This is a genomic window from Bacillus sp. FJAT-26390 (assembly GCF_001682865.1).
Classification (GTDB): Bacteria; Bacillota; Bacilli; order Paenibacillales; family Paenibacillaceae; genus Pristimantibacillus.
Map to the genome: position 1 here is coordinate 438,978 of NZ_MAQX01000022.1, position 20,968 is coordinate 459,945.

Below are 20,968 nucleotides of genomic sequence, written 5' to 3' on the forward strand. Positions count from 1 at the left end.
TTTATTCGTCCCTGTCTATGACAGGGGCGTTTTTTGTGTTTTATCAATTAAAGGGGGCTCTTACTAATGAAAGCTAGTGAAATCCGTGCCAAATGGCTTGCTTTTTTCGAAAGCAAAGGCCATAAAATCGAACCAAGCGCATCGCTCGTTCCGCATAATGATCCGTCCTTGCTATGGATCAATGCCGGTATGGCGCCGCTAAAAGCATATTTTGACGGACGCGTCATACCGGAAAACCCGCGTATTACGAACTCGCAAAAATGTATCCGCACGAATGATATTGAAAACGTGGGAAAAACACGCCGTCACCACACCTTTTTTGAAATGCTGGGCAACTTCTCCATTGGAGATTACTTTAAAGAAGAAGCGATTACTTGGGCATGGGAGTTTCTAACCGAGCCGCAATGGATCGGCTTTGATCCGAACCGCTTGTCGGTAACGGTGTATCCTGAGGACGAAGAAGCTTTTGCTTTCTGGAACACCAAAATCGGCCTTCCAGCAGAGCGCATTTATAAGCTGGAGGAAAACTTCTGGGATATCGGCGAGGGCCCATGCGGACCTTGTACGGAAATTTTTTATGACCGCGGCGAAAAATACGGCGACCTGTCCGACCCAGAGTGCTGGCCGGGCGGAGAGAATGAGCGTTTCCTCGAGGTTTGGAACGTCGTGTTCTCGCAATTCAACCATAACAAGGATGGCAGCTATACGCCGCTTCCTATCAAAAACATTGATACAGGCGCCGGACTTGAGCGTTTTGCTTCGATTTTGCAGGACGTGGATTCAAACTTTGATACGGATTTGTTCCTTCCAATCATCGATCGTACCTGCCAAATTGCAAAAGTAACCTATAAAGCGAGCGAAGAGCAGGACGTTGCGCTTAAGGTTATCGCGGATCATATCCGTACCGTTGCGTTTGCAGTAGGCGACGGCGTAATGCCGTCCAACGAAGGCCGCGGCTACATTATTCGCCGTTTGCTTCGCCGTGCCGTACGTTATGGGAAAACAATCGGCATCGACCGTCCGTTCCTGCATGAGCTAACATCTGTCGTTGGCGAAGTCATGGGCGTTTACTATCCAGAGGTTGTGGAGAAGCGCGAATTCATCGAGCGTGTAATCCGGACGGAGGAAGAGCGTTTCCATGAGACGTTGTCCGACGGTTTGGCTATGCTGTCTGAGCTCGTAGCTGCCGCTACAAAAGCAGGCAACAAAGAAATTAACGGCGACGATGCGTTCCGCCTATATGATACGTATGGCTTCCCGTTTGATTTGACGGAAGACTTTGCTTCGGAGAACGGCATGACGGTTGACCGCGCCGGCTTTGATACTGCAATGGAAGCGCAGCGTGACCGCGCTCGCGCTGCGCGCCAAGACACAGGCAGCATGAAGGTTCAAGGCGGACCGCTTGGCGATTTTACGGTTAAAAGCGATTTTGTTGGCTATAATGTACTGGTAACTGAATCGCAAATCCTTGCCATTGTTCACGACGATTTGCTAGTTGATGCTGCGGCTGAAGGCAGCAAAGTAGTCGTTATTCTAGATCGCACGCCTTTCTATGCGGAAAGCGGCGGCCAAATCGGCGATAAAGGTACAATCGCAGGCAACGGCTTCACCCTGCAAGTTGAAGACGTGACAAAAGCGCCTCACGGACAAAACGTTCATCATGCCATCGTAACGTCAGGAACCGCTCGCACAGGCGAGACAGTGAAAGCGACCGTTACAAGGGATGTGCGTGACGACGTTATCAAAAACCATACGGCAACGCATTTGCTTCATAAAGCGCTTAAAGAAGTGCTCGGCGATCACGTCAATCAAGCGGGCTCCCTGGTAGAAGCAGAGCGTCTCCGCTTCGACTTCTCGCATTTTGGCAGCATTACAGCTGAAGAGCTGGTTGAGATCGAGCGCCGCGTGAACGAGCAAATTTGGCTTGGCACGGCTGTATCGATTGACTTGAAATCGTTGAACGAAGCGAAGGCGATGGGCGCTATGGCCTTGTTCGGCGAAAAATACGGCGATGTGGTGCGCGTCGTTCAGGTTGGAAGCTACAGCTTAGAGCTTTGCGGCGGCTGCCACGTAGGCAATACTTCGCAAATTGGACTGTTCAAGCTGCTTAGCGAGAGCGGAATTGGTTCAGGCGTACGAAGAATTGAAGCTGTTACGGGTAAACATGCGTATAACTATTTGGAAGGCCAGCTTGAGCTGCTTAAGCAATCGGCTTCTCTTCTGAAATCGAACACGAACGATGTCCCTAAGCGGATCGAAGCTTTGTTCGGGCAAGTGAAAGAACTATCGCGTGACAACGAATCGCTGCAAGCGAAGTTGAGCCGGATCGAAGCGGGCTCGCTCGAGCAAAACGCGAAAACGGTTGATGGCGTTACGGTGCTGTGCGCGAAAGTAAATGCGCCTTCGATGGATGCGCTTCGCGGCATCGTTGATGAGCTGAAGCTGAAGCTTGAATCCAGCGTTATCGTACTAGGGGCAATCGCGGATGACAAAGTGAATCTGGCAGCAGCCGTTTCTGCGGACCTTATCAAAAAAGGTTTCCATGCAGGGAAGATTGTCAAAGAGGCTGCCGTACACTGCGGCGGCAGCGGCGGCGGACGCCCAGATATGGCGCAAGCGGGCGGAAAAGATACATCCAAGCTGGATGAAGCATTGAAACTTGCGGAAGAACTAGTTCTTAATCAAACAAATGTGATATGATATAAATGTATATCCGATTAGAAAGCGGTTTGGAAAGCGAGGTGCTGGCGATGAGTTCCATGGACAATACAATGAAATTTAACGTGAAGGCGGAGGGGGTTGAATCTTCTCAAGACATTCTGCTATCGGTGCATGAAGCGCTTCTAGAGAAAGAGTATAATCCGATTAACCAGATCGTTGGGTATTTGCTGTCCGGAGATCCCGCGTATATTCCGCGGCATAACAACGCCAGGAGTTTAATTCGCAAGAAGGAACGAGACGAATTAATTGAAGAGCTTGTCCGGTTTTATCTAAACCATAAGAAACAATAACAAATTAGGCAGGAGCCGGACAAGACATGAGATTGATGGGACTGGATTACGGTGACCGCAACATTGGAGTTGCAGTCAGCGACGCCTTTCGTTGGACCGCACAAGGGACCGGAGTCGTAGAGCGCAGACGCGATGGAAGCGAATTTGACCGCATTGCCGACTTGGTAAAGGAGCATGAGGTTAGTGAGATCGTTGTCGGTCTGCCAAAAAATATGAACGGTACCATCGGTCCACGTGGCGAAATTTGCATGGAATTCGCAGAACAGATTAAGCAGAAACTAAACATACCTGTTCACCTTTGGGATGAAAGGCTGACAACGGTAGCTGCCGAACGAACGCTTATTGAAGCGGACGTCAGCCGGAAGAAGCGAAAGCTCGTAATAGACAAAATGGCGGCAACGCTTATTTTGCAAAATTATCTCGATTCTAAAGCGAAAAGGTGAGGGTAAACATGACAAAAGAAGATCTGGAATTCGAAGAGCCGGAAATTATTTATATCCCGGATGAAGAAGGCAATGAAGAGGAATTCGAAGTCATCATGAAATTTGAAGTTGATGGTTCCGATCAGAAATATATGATGGTCGTTCCGCTTGCAGGCGAAAATGACGAGGAAGATGAAGTATACGCTTTCCGTTACGAAGAAGAAGGCGACGACTTGAAGCTTTACACCATTGAAGACGAAGAAGAGTGGAACATGGTTGAAGAAACGTTCAATACTCTCCTAGGCGAGATGGAGGAAGAGGACTAATGTCAGGCACAGAGCATGAAGCGCCAAAGAAGCTCAATAGCTTGAGAACGGCTTTTGGCAATGAAATCGAATTGGAAGCAGATGACGGCAGCGTAGAAGTGTACGATATCAAAGCTGAGTTTCAGCTGGGCGATCGTATTTATGCAGCCCTTCAATCAGATCCGATGCGCGGCGAGGAAGATGTAGAGCTATTCCGCGTGATCCAAGTTGACGGTGAGCCGCAGCTGGAGAACATCGAGAATGATGAAGAATGGGAGGCAGCTTCAGAAGCTTATGACGATTTGTTATTCGCGACTGACGAGCGGCCTTAAGAAAGTCTATATGCATGAAGCAAGAGAGCGGCTTATAACCGCTCTTTTGTTCCATGTAGAGGGACATTTGCTCAAGCCCTGTATTAAGGTTGTTGTTGTACTCGGAACTTAAGCTGAGCCGCCAACGCTATGGTCTCAGCCGTTTTCGCCTGCGCATTGCTGATTAGGGAAAATAATGGAAGATAAAGAGGGGGTCCCAGGTTGGACAAGTTATCACAGCAGCCTGAGCATCGCGACCAGCAATCATCATCCGGTCCGAAGCGAAGCCGCATAACATTATGGGTTATTTTAAGCTTGCTTGGCATTATGATTCTTGGTGCCGGCAGCGTAGCTTTCTATGTTTGGAACAGTTTGCAGCCTACTAAGGCTGGCGAGGTGCAAAAGCTGGAAATTCCTTCGGGAACGTCGGCGAACGAGGTTGCGGATTTGCTTGAGCAGCAGGGGATCATTAAGAACTCATTTATTTTTAAATATTACTTGAAGCTGAATGACCAAGGATCTCGCTTCCAAGCGGGTATATATGAGCTTAGCCCTGGAATGGATAACGATGCGATTATCGCAAAGCTGAACGCCGGTGACACGGTGGCGGCTGAAACGATTCGCTTCACGATACCTGAAGGCTTTACCGTGCTGCAAATTGCTGACAAGCTTGCGGCGGAGAAGCTGATCGACAAGGATAAATTTATGGAGCTCGTCGCCACGCAAAAAACGTGGGGAGATGCGGAGGCTGTTCGCTCAATCCCAGATACGGATAAGCTTCATAAGCGGCTGGAAGGGTACCTATTCCCCGAGACGTATGAAATGAAAAAGGAAAGCACCGAAGAGGACATTATTAAGCGGATGGTGTCAGAGCTTGACCGCAAGCTGGGCGAGCTTCCTGAGGGCTGGGTGGATGTGCTTGAAGAGAAAAAAATGACGCTCCATGAGCTTCTGACCATCGCTTCGCTAGTGGAGCGAGAGGTTGTTGTGGATGAGGAAAGAGCGCTTGTAGCGGGCGTCATTTATAATCGCATCGCGGATGGGATGAAGCTCCAAATCGATGCGACGGTTCAATATTCGCTGGATAAGCCAAAGGAAAGACTGTACGAGAAGGATTTGCTCGTAGACAGTCCTTATAATACGTACAAAGTGGAAGGCTTGCCGCCTGGACCGATCGCTAGCCCTAGCCTAGATTCGATTGAAGCGGCATTGCACCCAGAGAAAACGGATTATTTCTTTTACGTAACGAAAAAAGACGGCACCCAGACCCATTTGTTTGCAAAAACCTATAAAGAACATTTGAGAAACATCGAGAAAAGCAATCAAACAGCTGGATAGATCAGATGTATAGAGGAGCTGTGACAGCTGTCGCAGTTTTTGAGGAGGATTTGAGCATGACGTACAAGCCGGAATTGTTAGCTACCGCCGCATCGTTAGAGGAGCTTGAGAGGCTCATGGCAGCAGGTGCGGATGCTTTTGTCATCGGCGAAGCACGTTACGGTATGCGGTTAGCAGGCGAGTTTACTATAGAGATGATTGCAGAAGCTGTAAAGGCGGCAAAGCCAAAGGATGTAAAGATTTATGCGGCGCTTAACAATCTGATGGACAATGATGCAGTGGATTCATTGGATTCGTATGTAGCCTCGCTTGCCGAAGCAGGCGTCGATGCGATTGTATTCGGCGATCCAGCCGTGTTGATGGCAGCCAGAGTGCATGCCCCGGGCATGGCTTTGCACTGGAATGCGGAGATGACTTCAACCAATTTTGTTACGGCTAATTATTGGGGGCGCAGAGGCGCTACTAGATATGTGTTGGCACGCGAGCTGAACATGGAACAGGTTATCGAGACAGCTTCTAGCTCAGAGCTGGAAATTCAGGTTCAGGTGCATGGCATGACAAATATTTATCACTCCAAACGCTCGCTGGTGGGCAGCTATATGGATCACCAAACGGAAGCAGAACGGCTGCCTGTGAAGGATAAGGATCGTGGCCTGTACGTGATGGAAGCAGAGCGCAAGGATGAACGGTACCCAATCTATGAAGATAGGAATGGGACTCATATTATGAGCTCAGACGATATTTGCATGGTAGAGAACTTGCACGAGCTGCTAGAGGCTGGCGTAAAAAGCTTGAAGATCGAAGGTTTTATGAAATCGATTGAATACAATGAGATCGTCGTACGCGCCTATCGGAAAACGATTGACGCTTATATGGCTAATCCGGCTGATTATTCTTTTCAAGAAGAGTGGCTGGACGCGATTAAAGAAGTACAGAACCCGAACCGCGAGCTGAGCTACGGATTCTTCTACAAAGAGCAAGTATATTGATAGTGAGTTGATTACGAAGTAAGTTTTGCTCCGCAAAACTAAGATAATGCTTACGAAGTAAGTTTTGCTTCGCAAAACTTTAGGAGGTGCACATAAATGACGACAATCGAGAAGACGACTCCGCGCTATCAAGGCAAGCGGAATCGGCTGGATAAGCCGGAGCTGCTTGCTCCCGCAGGCAATTTGGAGAAGCTGAAATTCGCCATTCATTATGGGGCTGACGCGGTTTATATCGGCGGTCAGAAATACGGCTTGCGATCCAATGCGGATAACTTTAGCTTTGAGGAAATGAAGGAAGGCGTAGAGTTCGCTAATCGCTATGGCGCAAAGGTGTTTGTCGCTACGAATATCTATGCGCATAATGAGGACGTAGAAGGTCTTGAGGACTACTTGCGCGCGTTAGAGGAAGCTGGCATATCGGCTATCATAGCTGCTGATCCTGCTATCATTGAGACAGCGCAGCGCGTAGCGCCAAAGCTGGAGGTTCATCTAAGCACGCAGCAATCGACCCTGAATTGGCAGGCTGTCCAATTTTGGAAGGATGAAGGTTTGCCGCGCGTCGTGCTGGCGCGTGAAACAAGCTTTAAAGATATCGCCGAAATCAAAAAACATGTTGATATTGAAATCGAAGCGTTCATCCACGGAGCGATGTGCTCCTCGTTCTCTGGGCGCTGCGTGCTGTCGAACCATTTTACGGACCGTGACTCCAACCGCGGCGGCTGCTCGCAGTCATGCCGCTGGAAGTATGATCTGTTTGTTGACGATATGCCGTTATATCCGGAAGAAGAAGATAAGTTTACGATGGGCTCAAAGGATCTATGCATGATCGAATACTTGCCGGAGCTTATCGAGGTTGGCGTGGACAGCTTCAAAATTGAAGGCAGAATGAAAAGCATTCACTATGTCGCCACTGTCGTTAACGTGTATCGGCAAGCGATTGATGCTTATTTTGCAGATCCGGAGCATTTTGAGCTGAAGCGGGAATGGGTCGAAGAGATCAATAAAGCTGCGAATCGACCGCTTAATACAGGGTTTTTCCTGGATACACCAGGAGCAGAGGATCATATTTACGAGCCTGAGGAAAAAGCGGCTCCTTATGATTTTGCAGGCGTAGTGCTTGATTATGACGCGAAGACGGGATTTGCTACTGTACAGCAGCGCAATCATTTTAAGCTGGGACAGGAAATTGAGTTCGTTGGTCCGCAGGGTACTTTCTTCAAACAAACGATAACTGAAATTACCGATGCCGATGGCACCGCGCTTGAAGCGGCTCGCCATCCGTTGCAGCATATACGAATAAGGACCCTTAAGCCTGTTAAGACGATGGATATGATGAGAAAAAAGATTGGGAAAAAGTAATAAAAAAAGCAAACATTTGAAGAGTCTTATTTTTCGACAAAAATAAGATTCTTTTTTTTGGTTTATTATTATAAATTGACAAGATGCTGTCGATATAAAATAATATATTGTAAATACATATTCCGGCAAGATTCGCTAGCAACAAATGAACTATTTTACTATTTTAGACTCTTAATTATAAGGCGGTGTCTTTCCTAATGAAAAATGCGGAAGAACAGAAAGAGAAGAAGCTCATGAAGAAAAAGAACAAAGCAGAACCACTCGATTCAAATGGCACGAAAACAGATAAAAATTTGAAAGCGCAATCAGGAATAAAGGCAATATCTCAAGCTGCGAAGTCGGCAACAACCTCGATAAAGGGTACAAAACTGTCGAATCCGGTAAAATCGGTAGGTACAAAGTTATTTTTAATTATTTTTTGCAGCATCATTGCTTGCGTAATGACTGTAGGTCTAATGGCATATTCCAAATCGAAGTCGATAGTTGAAAGCAAGGTTTCGGATGCAAGCTTTGAAACAATCAAGCAGGTGGCTAATAACCTGGACGTTATTTATCGTACATACGAGGATCTTTCGCTGCAAATTTTGATCGATAAGGACTTTCATGCCATTGTTAGGAAAATGACCGAGAGTCAGGAAGAATACGCAAAGTTTGAGGCGTCGCGCAATTTAGGCGACAAAATGCAAAATTATTTAATGGGCAACAGCACGATCGTTTCCATGATGTTATTGCCGGTAAACCCGAAGCTGGATGTTATAACGGCTGGTTCGGCAACCAACAACAGCGCGGAGCGATTGATGAAAACCGCTTGGTACATGGATACTCTCAAAAATGCGGGTAAAGCGAGCTGGATTCCGCCACAGCCGGAAGGTCTGGCTAATGCATCCGGCGTACCGACTATCGGACTAAGCCGTCTCATAAAAGATACGACGACTAGCGAAGCCTCGTATGTATTGCTGATGGAAATACCGGTTTCCTCCATTGCGGATCGTTTCAAAGATGTTAGCCTTGGCAAAGACAGCCAGCTTGCGATCTTAGATGCTGGCAGCAACTATATTACAAATCCTGATGAGTCTATGATAGGCAAGATGGCCAGCATCACTCTTCCGAAAGAAGGGGACAAGTCGCAAGAGGACTCCGTGAAAATGAAAACAATCAACGGAGAAGATGTGCTCGCCGCTTACAAAACCTTTGAGGCGATGGACTGGAAACTAGTAGGTACCGTTCCGGTTAAAGAGCTCGTGAAGGATGCGAAAGCGATTCAAAACATGACTTGGATTACTGTATTCGTCGCTGCGCTAATCGCAATAGCAATCGGTATTCTCGTCATTATGACGATTGCGAAACCACTCGTGAAGCTTCGTAATTTGATGACTGAGGGCGCAAGCGGCAACCTGACCGTACGCTCCGAGATGAACAATCGCCAGGATGAAATCGGTGAACTGAGCAAGAGCTTCAACCTAATGATGACGCAAATTACAGCATTGGCCGTTCAAACGACAAGGTCAGCTGAGGATGTATTATTGACAGCAACCGAGCTTAGCGACGCTTCCAGAAAAACGGCTATTTCCGCTAAGGAAATTGCCGTCGCTACAGAGGAAATCGCGGGCGGTGCTACAAGCCTTGCGGTGGAAGCCGAGAGAGGCACGGATTTGACCGGACACATTGACGTCCAAATGAAGAAGGTAATAGATGCCAATGAGCAGATGGTCCGCTCCGCACAAGAGGTAGAGAAGGCGAGCGAGCAAGGAACGGCATATATGGGCGTGCTTATCCAGAAAACGGGCATGACGGAAGAAATGACGCGTTCCATGGTTGAGAAAGTTGATGCGCTGAAGGAAAGCACGGGCTCGATCGTTAAAATTTTGGACGTGCTCAACAACTTAACGAAGCAAACGAATATTTTGTCGCTGAATGCAACGATTGAGGCGGCTCGTGCAGGAGCTGCTGGCAAAGGCTTTATGGTCGTAGCCGATGAAATCCGCAAGCTTGCCGATCAATCCCGTCAGTCCATAGATGTAGTCGGACAAATTACCGAGAAAATCAGAGGCGAGATTGACGAGACTGTACATGTTCTGTCGGACGCTTATCCGTTGTTCCAAGAGCAAATTGGCTCGGTAAAAGAAGCTAACCAAATTTTCTTGACGGTATCGGGTCAAATGGGGCAGCTGACGCAGAGGCTGGAGCTAGTTACCGATTCGATCGGTCAGTTGGATGAATCGCAAGCGGTACTCGCGGAAGCGATGACGAACGTAAGCGCGGTAGCGGAAGAGTCGTCCGCAACTTCCGAGGAAGTAGCTTCACTCAGCACGGAGCAGCTCAGCATCAGCGACGGCATGGTTCGCCTATCCGAGAAGCTGGATACGGTATCCCGCGAGCTGAAGGATTCGCTTGCCCAGTTTAAGATTGAATAGAGGCGCTACGGCAATATGGAATGGAAGTAGAGCTGTTCAGGCATTGATTGCTGAACGGCTCTTTTTTTTATGCGGAAATAAAGAGCGATGTTTGGAGTGATGCGGATAAAGGAAATAATGATTGAATATGGCAAGCGGCAGCCGCTGAGCGGAGGCGGCAAGCAAAAGGAGATCTGGCATCGTGGTGGTGAGTCGAGATGTTTAAACGCATAGGGGTAGCTGCATGTATCATCAGCTTCATCATGTTTATCTATATTGGGCGGCTTGCGTGGCTGCAGCTCATGCCGGGAAGCTCTTCGGCGGCTGTACTTTCGCCGCAGGCTAGTCGAGGAGGCTGGCAGAGGCTGTCTGTATTGCAGCGTCAGCGTAATTTGGTGCTTGATACGGGACGAGGCGATTTTTACGATCGTCATGGCGTGCCTATTACAGGCGAAACGTATTCGACTGTCGCTTTATTTCCCGTAAGGAAAGATACACGCGGGGAAATGAAGGACGTAAGGGAGCTTAGCGGGCTGTTAGGCGTAAATGTGGAACAGCTGCAGCAAAGATGGGATGCCGTGCGAGAGCCTGTATTTTGGGAGGCTGAAGGGCAGCGGCATCCTCTGCGCCTAACGGAAGCTCAAGCCAAACGGATTAAAGAGCTTAAGCTGAACGGAATCCGCGTCCTTCCCTATCGCAACCGCTATTTGCCGCAGTTTGATGCCAAGCATCTGATTGGCTTTACGAGCCAGCATCCAGAGTGGCTGCAGGCTGAGCATGCGGATGAGCTCGCGAGCGGCAAAAGAAAGCTGGCGGAGCAGGTTGGCGGCTCTGGGCTGGAGAAGTCGCTGGACAAGCTGCTGCATGGCGTGGGTGCGACGTCCGTATCTTATTTCATAGACGGTCAAAACGCTCCGATGCATGGGCTTGATATGCGGATTACGCAGCCTGGCAACCCTTATTATCCGCTGAAGGCGATGACGACTATCGATTTGAAGCTGCAAAATGAGATAGAGGAATACGTGGATAAACAGGGGATGAAGGAAGGGGCAATCGTGGTGCTCGATGCGAACAATGCGGACATCGTCGCCATGGTGTCGCGCCCGCAGCTAAAGCCAGGGCAGTTCCAAAGCTCCGATGGCTCCGAGTGGTCTAATCACGCGCTCAAGGCCGTTGCTCCCGGCTCCGTGTTCAAGCTGGTTACGGAGGCAGCGGCTTTGGAGACAGGCGTGGCATCGCAGCATGAAACGTTTACTTGCAATGGCGAATACGGCAAATACGGCTTGTCCTGCTGGAAGGAAGGCGGCCACGGCCGTCTGACCCTCCAAGAAGGCTTAGCCCAATCATGCAATATCGCTTTCGCGACCATTGCCGAGCGGCTTAAAGCGTCTGAGCTCCAACAAGTGGCTGATGCCCTAGGAGTGGGCAGGCAAGCAGGCTGGCATCGAGACCATGCCTTTGGTCCGTTCGGAGGCCCGCTGCGGCTGCTGGAGGAAGAAGAGGGCGGACAGCTGTTTGCGGCTGTGGGGAGCAGTGGGGGGAGTGCGGGAGGTGTAGGAAGTGCAGGGGAGTTACAAGAGGGTTTGAAGAGTGGGGGTGAAGGGAACGACCGTAGTGGCGGGAATGTTGGGGACAGTGGGAATGGAGAGGCCAAGGGGAGCGGAAAGAAAAGCGAGCAAAGCGGAAACGGCAACGATGGAAATGACGTAAAAAGCGAGCAAAGCGGTAACTTAGAGAAGAGCGAGAAGCGAAGCGGGAAGCAGGCTGCGGCGCAGAAGGCGCTGGATCGAGCTGCGATGCTTGCAGCTGTCGATGGTGGCGTGCTCGCGCAGAGCGGGATTGGGCAGCGTGATGTCAGGATGACGCCGCTTCAGGCGGCAAATCTGATTGTAACGCTGCTTAATGATGGGCGCGTGATGGAGCCGCGCCTGGTCAGTGAAATCCGCTATGCCAACGGCCAGCGGATGGTGAAGCTGCCCGCGCAGCGTGCGCAAGCCATTAGCGGCCGGATCAAGCCGGCCACTGCTCATGCGCTGCGGCGCGGCATGGAGGCGGTCGTCGACCATGGAACCGGTCGGTCGATCCGCCAAGGGCTGTGGGCGGTAGCCGGGAAATCAGGCACCGCCGAAACGACGCGGGCCGGAATCGCCCGCAACCACCAGTGGTTTGCAGGCTACGGCCCGGTCAAAAAGCCTCGCTACGCCATAGCCGTGCTCGTCGAGAACAAACCGCCTGGCAGCTCCCACCAGGCGACAAAGCTTTTTCGCGGCGTCATGGATATCGCCGCCCGTATTTCCAGCCAAGAAGGAAGCTAATTCGGTACGCCGTCCTAGCTTCCTTGCGATGTCGAGCCGCATTAACATCGGTTTTTCGGCTAGGTTGCGGTTTATACAACGTGAACCAGACACGGGAGCGCTTTTTGCTGATTCGATTGCAGTTATGCAATAGAAATTAACCAATCCCATCTCAGAAGGGATGAATCAGCCGATTCTGCTTCATTTTCTACAGCGCAGCGCAGTTTTGATGCAGCACCTCCAGCAGTTAGTCGCCGTCGTTCGCTGCAATCAATCGCAACAAAAAAAAGCCAAGCCCCTTCAGCGAACATTCGCGCTGAAGGGGTTTGGCTTTTAAACCTACTGCTTTTCTCACATTGTCCTTCACTTACTTTTCCTCAGCCTTACTCTTTCCCCTTCTCCTCATCACGCTTCAAGCTATCCACATACGGCCCGGTCACGGGGGTGTCGAATTCGCCTAGCGGCGCGTGAATCCAGCGGTGGAAATAACCTTGATCGTACAGCGCTTTGATTAGGATCATAAGAATTGGCGACAGGATGACGCCGGCAACGCCGAACAGCGATAACGAAATGATCATGAAGGCAAGCATCGTAAAGGCGGATACGCCAAGTGAGTCGCCCGTAATTTTTGGCTCAAGAATTTGACGGGTAAGCACGACTGCAAGAAATAGCGCGGATAACCAGATCGCTAATGAAATTTTGCCTACGATGATCAAATAAATAATCCATGGTATAAAAATCGTCCCAACGCCAAGCAGCGGCAAAATGTCGAAGATCGCAGAGACGACGGCTATGACGAACGCATTTTCTACCCGGAGGCAAATAAGCGCGATCAAGATGACGATAAAGGTGATGCTGATCATTTTTGCCTGCGCTTTAATGTAAAGCGCAATGCCCTTGAATACGTTGTTGCGAAGGAAGAAAAAGGCGGTCTTAAACGTGTTAGGCGTTTTGTTCTCGGCAGTCTGCTTCCATGTCGTAATTTCGATGCTTAAGAAATAAGCTAATATAATACCGACCACAAAATTAAAAACAAAGGTGGAGATGGAGGAGACGTAGTTGATTAGGTTTTTAAAGATGGATTGTCCGAATTTCGCAAAAGTGGATGAAGCGCCATTGATTAAATCTTTGGAGCGTTCCACCAAATCTAGATCATCCGGCATCGTGCCGAGACGTTTCTGTGCCTCTTCCGTTATGTTCGCAATTTGGACCGCGAGAATTTCTTGATATTTCGGAAAGTTCGCATACAGCTCCTGGCCTTGCTTCGTTATCAAATAAGCGGCACCTGAGAAAGCGCCCAATATGACAAGGGTAAACACCAAGATCGATATGCCTGATGCGATTGATTTTTTCATGCCTAGCTTGTTCAACCGCCTTGCCAGCGGCTCGATACATAAAAAAATGAGAAATGAAAAAAATATAGGAGTTGCGATGCGGTACAAGTAGCTAAAGGAATACATTATTAAATACACGGTTAAAGCAATAAGTGCGATGTCGAAAGCGGTTCGCCAGTACTTTTTGTAAAAGGGCAGCATGGTTGGTACTCCTTCTTTTTCCATAATCATATTTCCATAAAGATTGTACTATAGTTTTTAAAAAGATGCCTATTTTTTATTGCGTTATGCTACAATTAAAGCTACTGTTGTTGTTTTGTACCGCTATCCATTCGTCGACTAAATCATATAACGGTGGGGAAAACAAAATGGAAAATTTGCTGTTATGGGGATTATACGTCGCAACCTTCTATGCGTTTCTTCCAGGTCTTATTAGCCGTACATTTGGCTTTCGTGTTTTTAAGAAGGGCCGGGTAGAAAAGGAAATTTCCCTGACGTTTGATGATGGGCCTGATCCGGTTTATACGCCGATGCTGCTCGATCTTCTCGCCCGTTACGATGCCAAAGCGACCTTTTTTGTCGTTGGCTCGCATGCTGAGGGACAAGAAGCGCTGCTGCGGCGGATGAGTGATGAGGGCCATGTCCTGGGCATTCATAATTATGTTCATAAATCGAATTGGTTGATGCGTCCTAGAACGGTCAAACGCCAAATCGAGCGTACGATTGACATCATTGAGAATGCAACGGGTGTGCGTTCGGCTTATTATCGGCCGCCTTGGGGAATCGTAAACGTATTTGATTATGCGAACTTAGGTTATTTACAAATTATTTTATGGTCGGCGATGTTCGGTGACTGGCGCATTCGGCTTGGCCCTGACCGGCTGAAGAAGCGGATGCTAAAGAAGCTTAGACCGGGTGAAGTCATGCTTCTGCATGATTGCGGCATGACGTTTGGGGCAGATAAAGATGCGCCCAAAAATATGCTTATCGCCTTAGAAGCTTATTTAGAGGAAGGCACGAAGCGCGGCTACCGATTCGTAGGCATTGAGGAAATGATGAAGCTGTCCGACGTTTCGCGTTCGACAAGTGCTCCCTCCATTTGGAAGAGAGCGCTCATCTCGCTTTGGCTGATGTGGGAAAGAGCATTTCACGTTATATTCCGCCTCAAAACGGTGGGTGACGTCAAGGACGCAGCTTTCCATTATCGGGTGACGACCTATCACGGGGAGGATATCGAGCTGGCGGCAGGCGGAAGAGTTGAGAAGGGCGACCGCATTGCAGAACTGCATTTCGACAACAAAAAGCTGTCCTCCATCGCCGCTACCTCCAAATCGCCGGTAGCTACCGGAATCCGAATGCTTCGTGAGGTGGAGCAGGCTCTGCCGCTGCTCGCGAATCAGCTCGCTGCCGATCATGATGCGGATGATATTAAAGCGGTCTATGGCGTCACGATGATCCATCGCGGGGCTGATCGTCTCGGTTTTGAAATCTTTCAGCTTCCGGAAGGCTTTTTTGCCAAATCGACTCGCATATACTTGCGTATTTTGATTCGAGTGCTTACCAATAATACGAAGCAGTCGGCAAAGGGCAAAAAAAGAAGAGAAACGATCTCGCCGCGGATGCTGCTGATGCCGGTCAACACTATAAGGCGCCATGCGACGGTTCAACTGAACAAGATGCAAGAGGAAGCAGAGCGAATAAGCGATGCTGTAGAGAGAACTATAAGCGCGGCAGCCGACGAAGCTGCGCAGCTAGGTACGAAAACAACAGCTATATGAATACGACTTTCGTAGAAAATAAAAAAGTGGAGTGCAGGCTGTTTCCAGCTTGCACTCCACTTTTTATTAATCACGATTACATTTTCATTACGCCGCCTGTGCTGGCGGAAGTAACAAGGTGAGCGTAACGGGCGAGATAGCCGCGTTTGATCTTAAGCTCGAAGCCTTTCCATTCGGAGCGGCGTTTTTCGAATTCTTCGTCGCTGATCAGAAGGTCCATCGTACGGTTGTTCATATCGATCTCGATGATATCGCCGTCTTGTACGAATGCGATAGGTCCGCCTTCAGCAGCTTCTGGTGAAGCGTGGCCGATGCTTATTCCGCGAGATGCGCCAGAGAAACGTCCGTCCGTTACAAGAGCGACCTTCGCGCCAAGACCCATACCTACGATTTGCGAGGTAGGAGCAAGCATTTCCGGCATACCAGGGCCGCCGCGCGGTCCTTCGTAACGGATAACTACGACATGGCCTTCTTTGATTTTGCCGTTAGCGATGCCGTGAAGCGCATCATCCTGTGAATCAAAGCAAATCGCTGGACCTTTGTGATAGCCGCCAACTGATTTGTCGACTGCACCAGTCTTGATGATTGCGCCGTTAGGAGCAAGGTTGCCGAACAATACCGCAAGGCCGCCACGCTCTGTGTGAGGGTTGTCGATCGTGCGAATAACATCGGTATCTTGAATTTCACAGCCGATTACGTTCTCGCGAAGCGTCTTGCCTGTAACTGTCAAGCAGTCGCCATGCAAAGCGCCTTCCTTCTTGAACAGCTCGTTAAGAACAGCGCTTACGCCGCCTGCATTGTGAACATCTTCAATGTGATAATCCGATGCCGGAGCGATCTTCGCAAGATGCGGCACGCGCTCAGCTACTTCGTTGATGCGTTCGATTGGATAGTCGATTCCAGCTTCATGCGCAATAGCGAGCGTGTGAAGTACGGTATTCGTCGATCCGCCCATCGCCATATCAAGCGCGAAAGCATTGTCGATCGTATCTTTTGTAACGATATCACGTGGCTTGATGCCAAGCTCAATAATTTTCATCAACTGGCGGGCTGCTTCTTTAACGAACTCTTTACGCTCTGGGGCTACAGCAAGGATCGTGCCGTTACCAGGCAATGCAAGTCCAAGGCCTTCAGCCAAGCAGTTCATGGAGTTAGCTGTAAACATACCCGAACATGAGCCGCAAGTAGGGCAGCCAAATTGCTCAAGCTCCATCAACTGATCATCGTTGATTTTGCCGGCTTGGTGAGCGCCTACGCCTTCAAATACGCTCGAGAGCGAGATGGAACGGCCGTCGGAAGTTTTACCAGCTTTCATAGGTCCGCCGCTAACAAGCATAGTCGGGATGTTGACGCGAAGCGCGCCCATGATCATGCCCGGCGTGATTTTGTCACAGTTCGGAATACAAACCATGCCGTCGAACCAGTGCGCATTAACGACTGTTTCGATCGAATCCGCAATAATCTCACGGCTGGCAAGGGAGTAACGCATGCCGATGTGACCCATAGCGATACCGTCATCTACGCCGATCGTGTTAAATTCGAAGGGAACGCCGCCAGCTTCGCGGATCGCTTCCTTAACGAGCTTGCCGAACTCCTGAAGATGAACGTGTCCAGGAATAATATCAATATACGAGTTACATACCGCGATAAATGGTTTGTCGAAATCTTCCTCTTTTACGCCTGCGGCGCGAAGCAAGCTCCGGTGCGGTGCGCGGTCGAAACCTTTTTTGATCATGTCAGAACGCATTCTTTTGGCCGCCATGTAAGTGCCCCCTATGTGCTTATTAAAATATCGATACTCTCGATTTTATCACAATGGACAAGCGTTGGCTATAACGGCAGATGGTAAGGGGTTATCTGCCAAACGTTAAAAAAACATAAAGAAACACTTAAACTTTGTGAATTTGCGCCAAACGTCGGGACATGTCGAAGGAAATTCATGTATAGTAGGCTCAACGGACACAATGAAAATGACCCTATGGATACCAAGGAGGAGATCGATGATGGAAAGAAGAGTACTAATCGTAGATGACGAGCGGGAAATTGCTGATCTCATTGAAATATATTTGAAAAACGAAGGTTTTGTAACGGAGAAGGCCTACGATGGCGAGCAGGCTTTGCTAGCGTACGAGAAAAACCCGTTTGATTTGGTTATTTTGGATATTATGATGCCGAAAATGGATGGTCTTGAGGCGACAAGGCGCCTAAGGCGCGATCAATCGGTCCCCATTCTTATGCTTAGCGCAAAGGCGGAGGACATGGACAAGATAATGGGACTGATGACCGGCGCTGACGACTATATGATCAAGCCGTTTAACCCGCTGGAGCTTATCGCGCGCGTTCGTTCCTTGCTTCGCCGATCTTACCAGTACAGCGGCAATCCGGAAGGCGGCGGCGCTTCCCGGTCGGATAAGGAGCTGCGGCTCGGACCGCTTCGCATCGACAAACTGAGCCATACTGCTGAGGTTGATGGCAAACCCCTCCATTTGACCTCTACAGAATTTGGCATTTTGCATTTGCTGGCGGGACAGCCGGGCAGAGTGTTTAGCGCGGAAGATATTTTTCAGCAGGTGTGGAAAGAGAAATATTTTGATTCCAATAATACGGTGATGGTTCATATCAGCAAGCTCAGAGATAAGCTCGAGAAGGAGCTGGGCGATAAAATGATCGTTACGGTTTGGGGGGTAGGCTATAAAATTGAAGGATAATCTCGCTAGAAAATTAGTTGTGCGTTCGCTGCTCCATTTATTCGGAAGCGTGTTGCTTTCGGTTATTTCGATGTATTTTTTAATTAATGTAGGGGTGTGGCTTACGGACAATGTAAGCGAAGTAGGCTCTATTGTGCGTAGAGTTTTATCTATATTCGATCGAACTTATATTGCTATGGGAGTAAGCATTTTAATGTTTTTTTTCTATTTCACTGTTTTACAGTGGAGCTTGTTTCATTATCTCAGCGAGTTGAATATGACAGTGAGAAAAATAGCAGACGGAACGTATGGGCTGGATCACAAAATCGAGGTGCGCAGACGCAGTCTCTTTGGTCCTATGGCTGCTAACGTGAATAGCTTAGTTGACCGCTTGCATCATGCGCTTGAGGAAGAGCGCAAGGCGGAGCAAACCAAAAACGAATTAATAACGAATGTCTCGCATGACCTTCGTACGCCGCTTACTTCCGTGCTTGGTTATTTGGGGCTCATTGAACAGGATCGGTATAGAGATGAAGTGGAGCTTCGCCATTACGTGCAGATTGCTTATGAAAAATCAAAACGGCTCAATGTATTAATCAATGATCTGTTTGAATATACGAGAATGCGTTATGACTCGGCGGAGCTCAAGCTGAAAAACTTCAATTTAACGGAGATGCTCGGACAAATGCTCGTTCAATTCCACTTGCCGCTTCAAGAAGCGGGCATGACAAGCAAGCTGGATGCGAAGGAGACGTCCGTTATGGTAAAAGGGGACGCCGCCAAGCTTGTGCGCGTATTCGAAAATCTGATCGCAAATGCGATGAGCTACGGGAAAGAAGGCAAAAAGCTTTTGATAACGGTTCATACGGAGGAAAAAGCTGCAGTTGTCGAGGTCATTAACTATGGCGAGCCGATTCCGACGACCGATATGCCGTATATATTTGACCGGTTCTATCGGGTGGACAAATCGCGTACGCAATGGTCGGGCGGCTCGGGTCTTGGTCTAGCGATAGCCAAAAGCATTGTTTTAAAGCATGGAGGCACGATTTCGGTAGCTAGCGACATTGAACAGACCGCATTTCGGGTAACCTTGCCTTTAATTAAATAATTATTAAGGTTTTCTTATGGTTCGGTTACGGTCTCCTTAAGCTGCGCCTTCTATACTTTGTCGTATGGAAGTGACAGCGGAAGGGGATCGTTTACGATGTTGGAGAGAACATATAGAAGGAAATTTAATCCGGCTATCAAATTATTGCTTATTGCGGCTGGCTTAATCGCATGTATCCTGTATCTTGTTTCATTAAAAGGCAAGCCTGCCGTATCGGATCTGCAGCTGGGAGCTAGCTCGGCGATCTTGATGGATTTGCAGACCGGCGAAGTATTGTATGAAAAAAATGCAAATGAAGCGCTGCCGCCAGCGAGCATGTCCAAGCTGATGACAGAGCTCATTATTTTGGATCTGACGAGCGAAGGCGCGCTTGGCTGGAACGAGAAGGTTAAGACGAGCGCTTACGCAGCGGAGGTGCCGGGCTCGCAAATCGGCTTCGAGGCGGGAGAGAGCTATAGCGTTAGAGAGCTGTTCGAAGCGATGGCGGTTCACTCCGCTAATGATGCGGCGGTTGCGCTTGCGGAGCATGTCAGCGGCAAAGAAACGGCATTCGCCGCCTTAATGAACAAACGGGCAGAGAAGCTGGGTTTGTCCAGCCAAACTATTTTCGCCAATGCAACCGGGCTTAGCTCGGAGGACCTGCTTCCGTTCCCGGAAGCGTCAGCGGAGGGTGATACGGAGATGACAGCGAAGGACACCGCCATGCTGGCAGCTTATTTGTTGAAGAAATATCCGGAGGTTCTGGATGTTTCGCGCCGCAGCAGCGTGAAGCTGGCCAATAGGGCGAAGAGCCTGCAATCGACGAATTTGATGCTCAGCGGCATGCCGTATGCTTTTCCGGGCAATGATGGGTTAAAGACGGGCTACACCGTGCAGGCTGGTTATTGCTTCACAGGAACGGCAAAGCAGGATGGGCGGCGCCTTGTATCGGTCATCATGGGAGCTGACACGCCGGAGCAGCGCTTTATCGAAACAGGCAAGCTGTTTCAATTTGGCTTTAAAACGGACGGATTGACGAGCTTGATCGGACATATCCAAAGCAAGCTGGGCATACAGGTAGGATAAAAGCTGGGCTCAAGACGAAAATTGTCGAATTTAGTCGATTAAACCTACTTGTTTAATAGTGTAAGAATGATGTTAAATCTAGAACAATCGCTGGGCGATTTTTCTAGATTTTTTTGTTTTATGTCACAATATATGACGCGGAATGATTTACTTACTAATATTTGCTGTCTATAATGAAATTATTACGGGTAGAGAGGTGAAAAAATGCAGTTGACTGAACGTGAGAAAGAAAAGCTGCTTATTACAATCGCTGCGGATTTGGCAAGGCGCCGGATGAACCGCGGTGTGAAGCTTAACTATCCAGAAAGCATTGCGCTTATCACCTCTGAAATTATGGAAGGCGCGCGCGATGGGATGACGGTGGCCAAATTAATGGAATTTGGAACGCAAATTTTGAAGGCGGATCAAGTCATGCCCGGCATCCCGGAAATGATCCATGAGGTGCAGGTAGAAGCTACTTTCCCCGATGGGACGAAGCTTGTAACCATTCATTACCCGATTACGGGTTAAGCAAAGGTTCGGCTGTGAGCGCAGTATATCGATAGAGGTTCCCATACAAGTTAGAGCGACCACA

At 49.0% G+C, this 20,968-nt stretch carries 17 protein-coding genes; 15 read left to right on the forward strand and 2 right to left on the reverse strand.

Features of this window, described 5'->3' with window-relative positions:
- Positions 1-66: 66 nt before the first annotated feature.
- The 10 genes from alaS to A7975_RS34980 all read left to right on the forward strand — a co-directional run bounded on the left by alaS (position 67) and on the right by A7975_RS34980 (position 12,443).
- Complete coding sequence (alaS, locus tag A7975_RS19125) at positions 67-2,700, forward strand: alanine--tRNA ligase (RefSeq protein WP_053374839.1); 2,634 nt, start codon at positions 67-69, stop codon at positions 2,698-2,700.
- 50 nt (positions 2,701-2,750) lie between these two features.
- Complete coding sequence (locus A7975_RS19130; protein WP_053377682.1) at positions 2,751-3,011, forward strand: IreB family regulatory phosphoprotein; 261 nt, start codon at positions 2,751-2,753, stop codon at positions 3,009-3,011.
- A gap of 26 nt (positions 3,012-3,037) precedes the next feature.
- Positions 3,038-3,454, forward strand: a complete 417-nt coding sequence (ruvX, locus tag A7975_RS19135; RefSeq protein ID WP_053374840.1) for a Holliday junction resolvase RuvX — start codon at positions 3,038-3,040, stop codon at positions 3,452-3,454.
- Between the two features lie 8 nt (positions 3,455-3,462).
- The gene (locus tag A7975_RS19140) at positions 3,463-3,759 is read left to right on the forward strand and encodes a DUF1292 domain-containing protein (protein WP_053374841.1); all 297 of its coding nucleotides are present in this window, start codon (positions 3,463-3,465) and stop codon (positions 3,757-3,759) included.
- Positions 3,759-4,070: a DUF1292 domain-containing protein gene (locus A7975_RS19145; protein ID WP_053374842.1), complete on the forward strand. Its 312-nt coding sequence runs from the start codon at positions 3,759-3,761 to the stop codon at positions 4,068-4,070. The genes A7975_RS19140 and A7975_RS19145 overlap by 1 nt, the downstream gene beginning before the upstream one ends.
- Before the next feature lie 201 nt (positions 4,071-4,271).
- Positions 4,272-5,387 carry an endolytic transglycosylase MltG gene (gene mltG / locus A7975_RS19150; RefSeq protein ID WP_255314357.1) on the forward strand — a complete coding sequence of 372 codons (1,116 nt, stop codon included), beginning with the start codon at positions 4,272-4,274 and terminating at the stop codon, positions 5,385-5,387.
- 56 nt (positions 5,388-5,443) lie between these two features.
- Positions 5,444-6,376 carry a peptidase U32 family protein gene (locus tag A7975_RS19155; RefSeq protein WP_065386148.1) on the forward strand — a complete coding sequence of 311 codons (933 nt, stop codon included), beginning with the start codon at positions 5,444-5,446 and terminating at the stop codon, positions 6,374-6,376.
- 96 nt (positions 6,377-6,472) lie between these two features.
- Positions 6,473-7,735, forward strand: a complete 1,263-nt coding sequence (locus A7975_RS19160) for a peptidase U32 family protein (protein ID WP_053374844.1) — start codon at positions 6,473-6,475, stop codon at positions 7,733-7,735.
- Positions 7,736-7,932: 197 nt separating this feature from the next.
- Positions 7,933-10,149: a methyl-accepting chemotaxis protein gene (locus A7975_RS19165; RefSeq protein ID WP_231637430.1), complete on the forward strand. Its 2,217-nt coding sequence runs from the start codon at positions 7,933-7,935 to the stop codon at positions 10,147-10,149.
- A gap of 197 nt (positions 10,150-10,346) precedes the next feature.
- Entirely contained in the window at positions 10,347-12,443 is a 2,097-nt protein-coding gene (locus tag A7975_RS34980) for a peptidoglycan D,D-transpeptidase FtsI family protein (protein ID WP_065386149.1), read from the forward strand.
- Positions 12,444-12,805: 362 nt separating this feature from the next.
- On the opposite strand, the gene ytvI is transcribed toward A7975_RS34980, so the two are convergent.
- Positions 12,806-13,957: a sporulation integral membrane protein YtvI gene (ytvI, locus tag A7975_RS19175; protein ID WP_053374846.1), complete on the reverse strand. Its 1,152-nt coding sequence runs from the start codon at positions 13,955-13,957 to the stop codon at positions 12,806-12,808.
- Between the two features lie 167 nt (positions 13,958-14,124).
- Between ytvI and A7975_RS19180 the strand changes: the two genes are divergently transcribed.
- The gene (locus A7975_RS19180; protein ID WP_053374847.1) at positions 14,125-15,534 is read left to right on the forward strand and encodes a polysaccharide deacetylase family protein; all 1,410 of its coding nucleotides are present in this window, start codon (positions 14,125-14,127) and stop codon (positions 15,532-15,534) included.
- 76 nt (positions 15,535-15,610) lie between these two features.
- Here A7975_RS19180 and ilvD read toward each other — a convergent pair whose 3' ends face one another.
- Positions 15,611-17,281 carry a dihydroxy-acid dehydratase gene (ilvD, locus tag A7975_RS19185; protein WP_483295926.1) on the reverse strand — a complete coding sequence of 557 codons (1,671 nt, stop codon included), beginning with the start codon at positions 17,279-17,281 and terminating at the stop codon, positions 15,611-15,613.
- A 256-nt stretch (positions 17,282-17,537) separates the two neighbouring features.
- Between ilvD and A7975_RS19190 the strand changes: the two genes are divergently transcribed.
- The 4 genes from A7975_RS19190 (at position 17,538) to A7975_RS19205 (ending at position 20,904) form a co-directional block, all read left to right on the forward strand.
- Positions 17,538-18,242: a response regulator transcription factor gene (locus tag A7975_RS19190; protein ID WP_065386150.1), complete on the forward strand. Its 705-nt coding sequence runs from the start codon at positions 17,538-17,540 to the stop codon at positions 18,240-18,242.
- 256 nt (positions 18,243-18,498) lie between these two features.
- Positions 18,499-19,329, forward strand: coding sequence for a sensor histidine kinase (locus A7975_RS19195; protein WP_255314358.1), 831 nt, complete (start codon positions 18,499-18,501; stop codon positions 19,327-19,329).
- Positions 19,330-19,425: 96 nt separating this feature from the next.
- On the forward strand, positions 19,426-20,394 hold the full coding sequence (locus A7975_RS19200; protein WP_065386151.1) for a D-alanyl-D-alanine carboxypeptidase family protein: 969 nt from the start codon (positions 19,426-19,428) through the stop codon (positions 20,392-20,394).
- A gap of 204 nt (positions 20,395-20,598) precedes the next feature.
- Positions 20,599-20,904 carry an urease subunit gamma gene (locus tag A7975_RS19205; RefSeq protein ID WP_065386152.1) on the forward strand — a complete coding sequence of 102 codons (306 nt, stop codon included), beginning with the start codon at positions 20,599-20,601 and terminating at the stop codon, positions 20,902-20,904.
- Positions 20,905-20,968 lie beyond the last annotated feature (64 nt).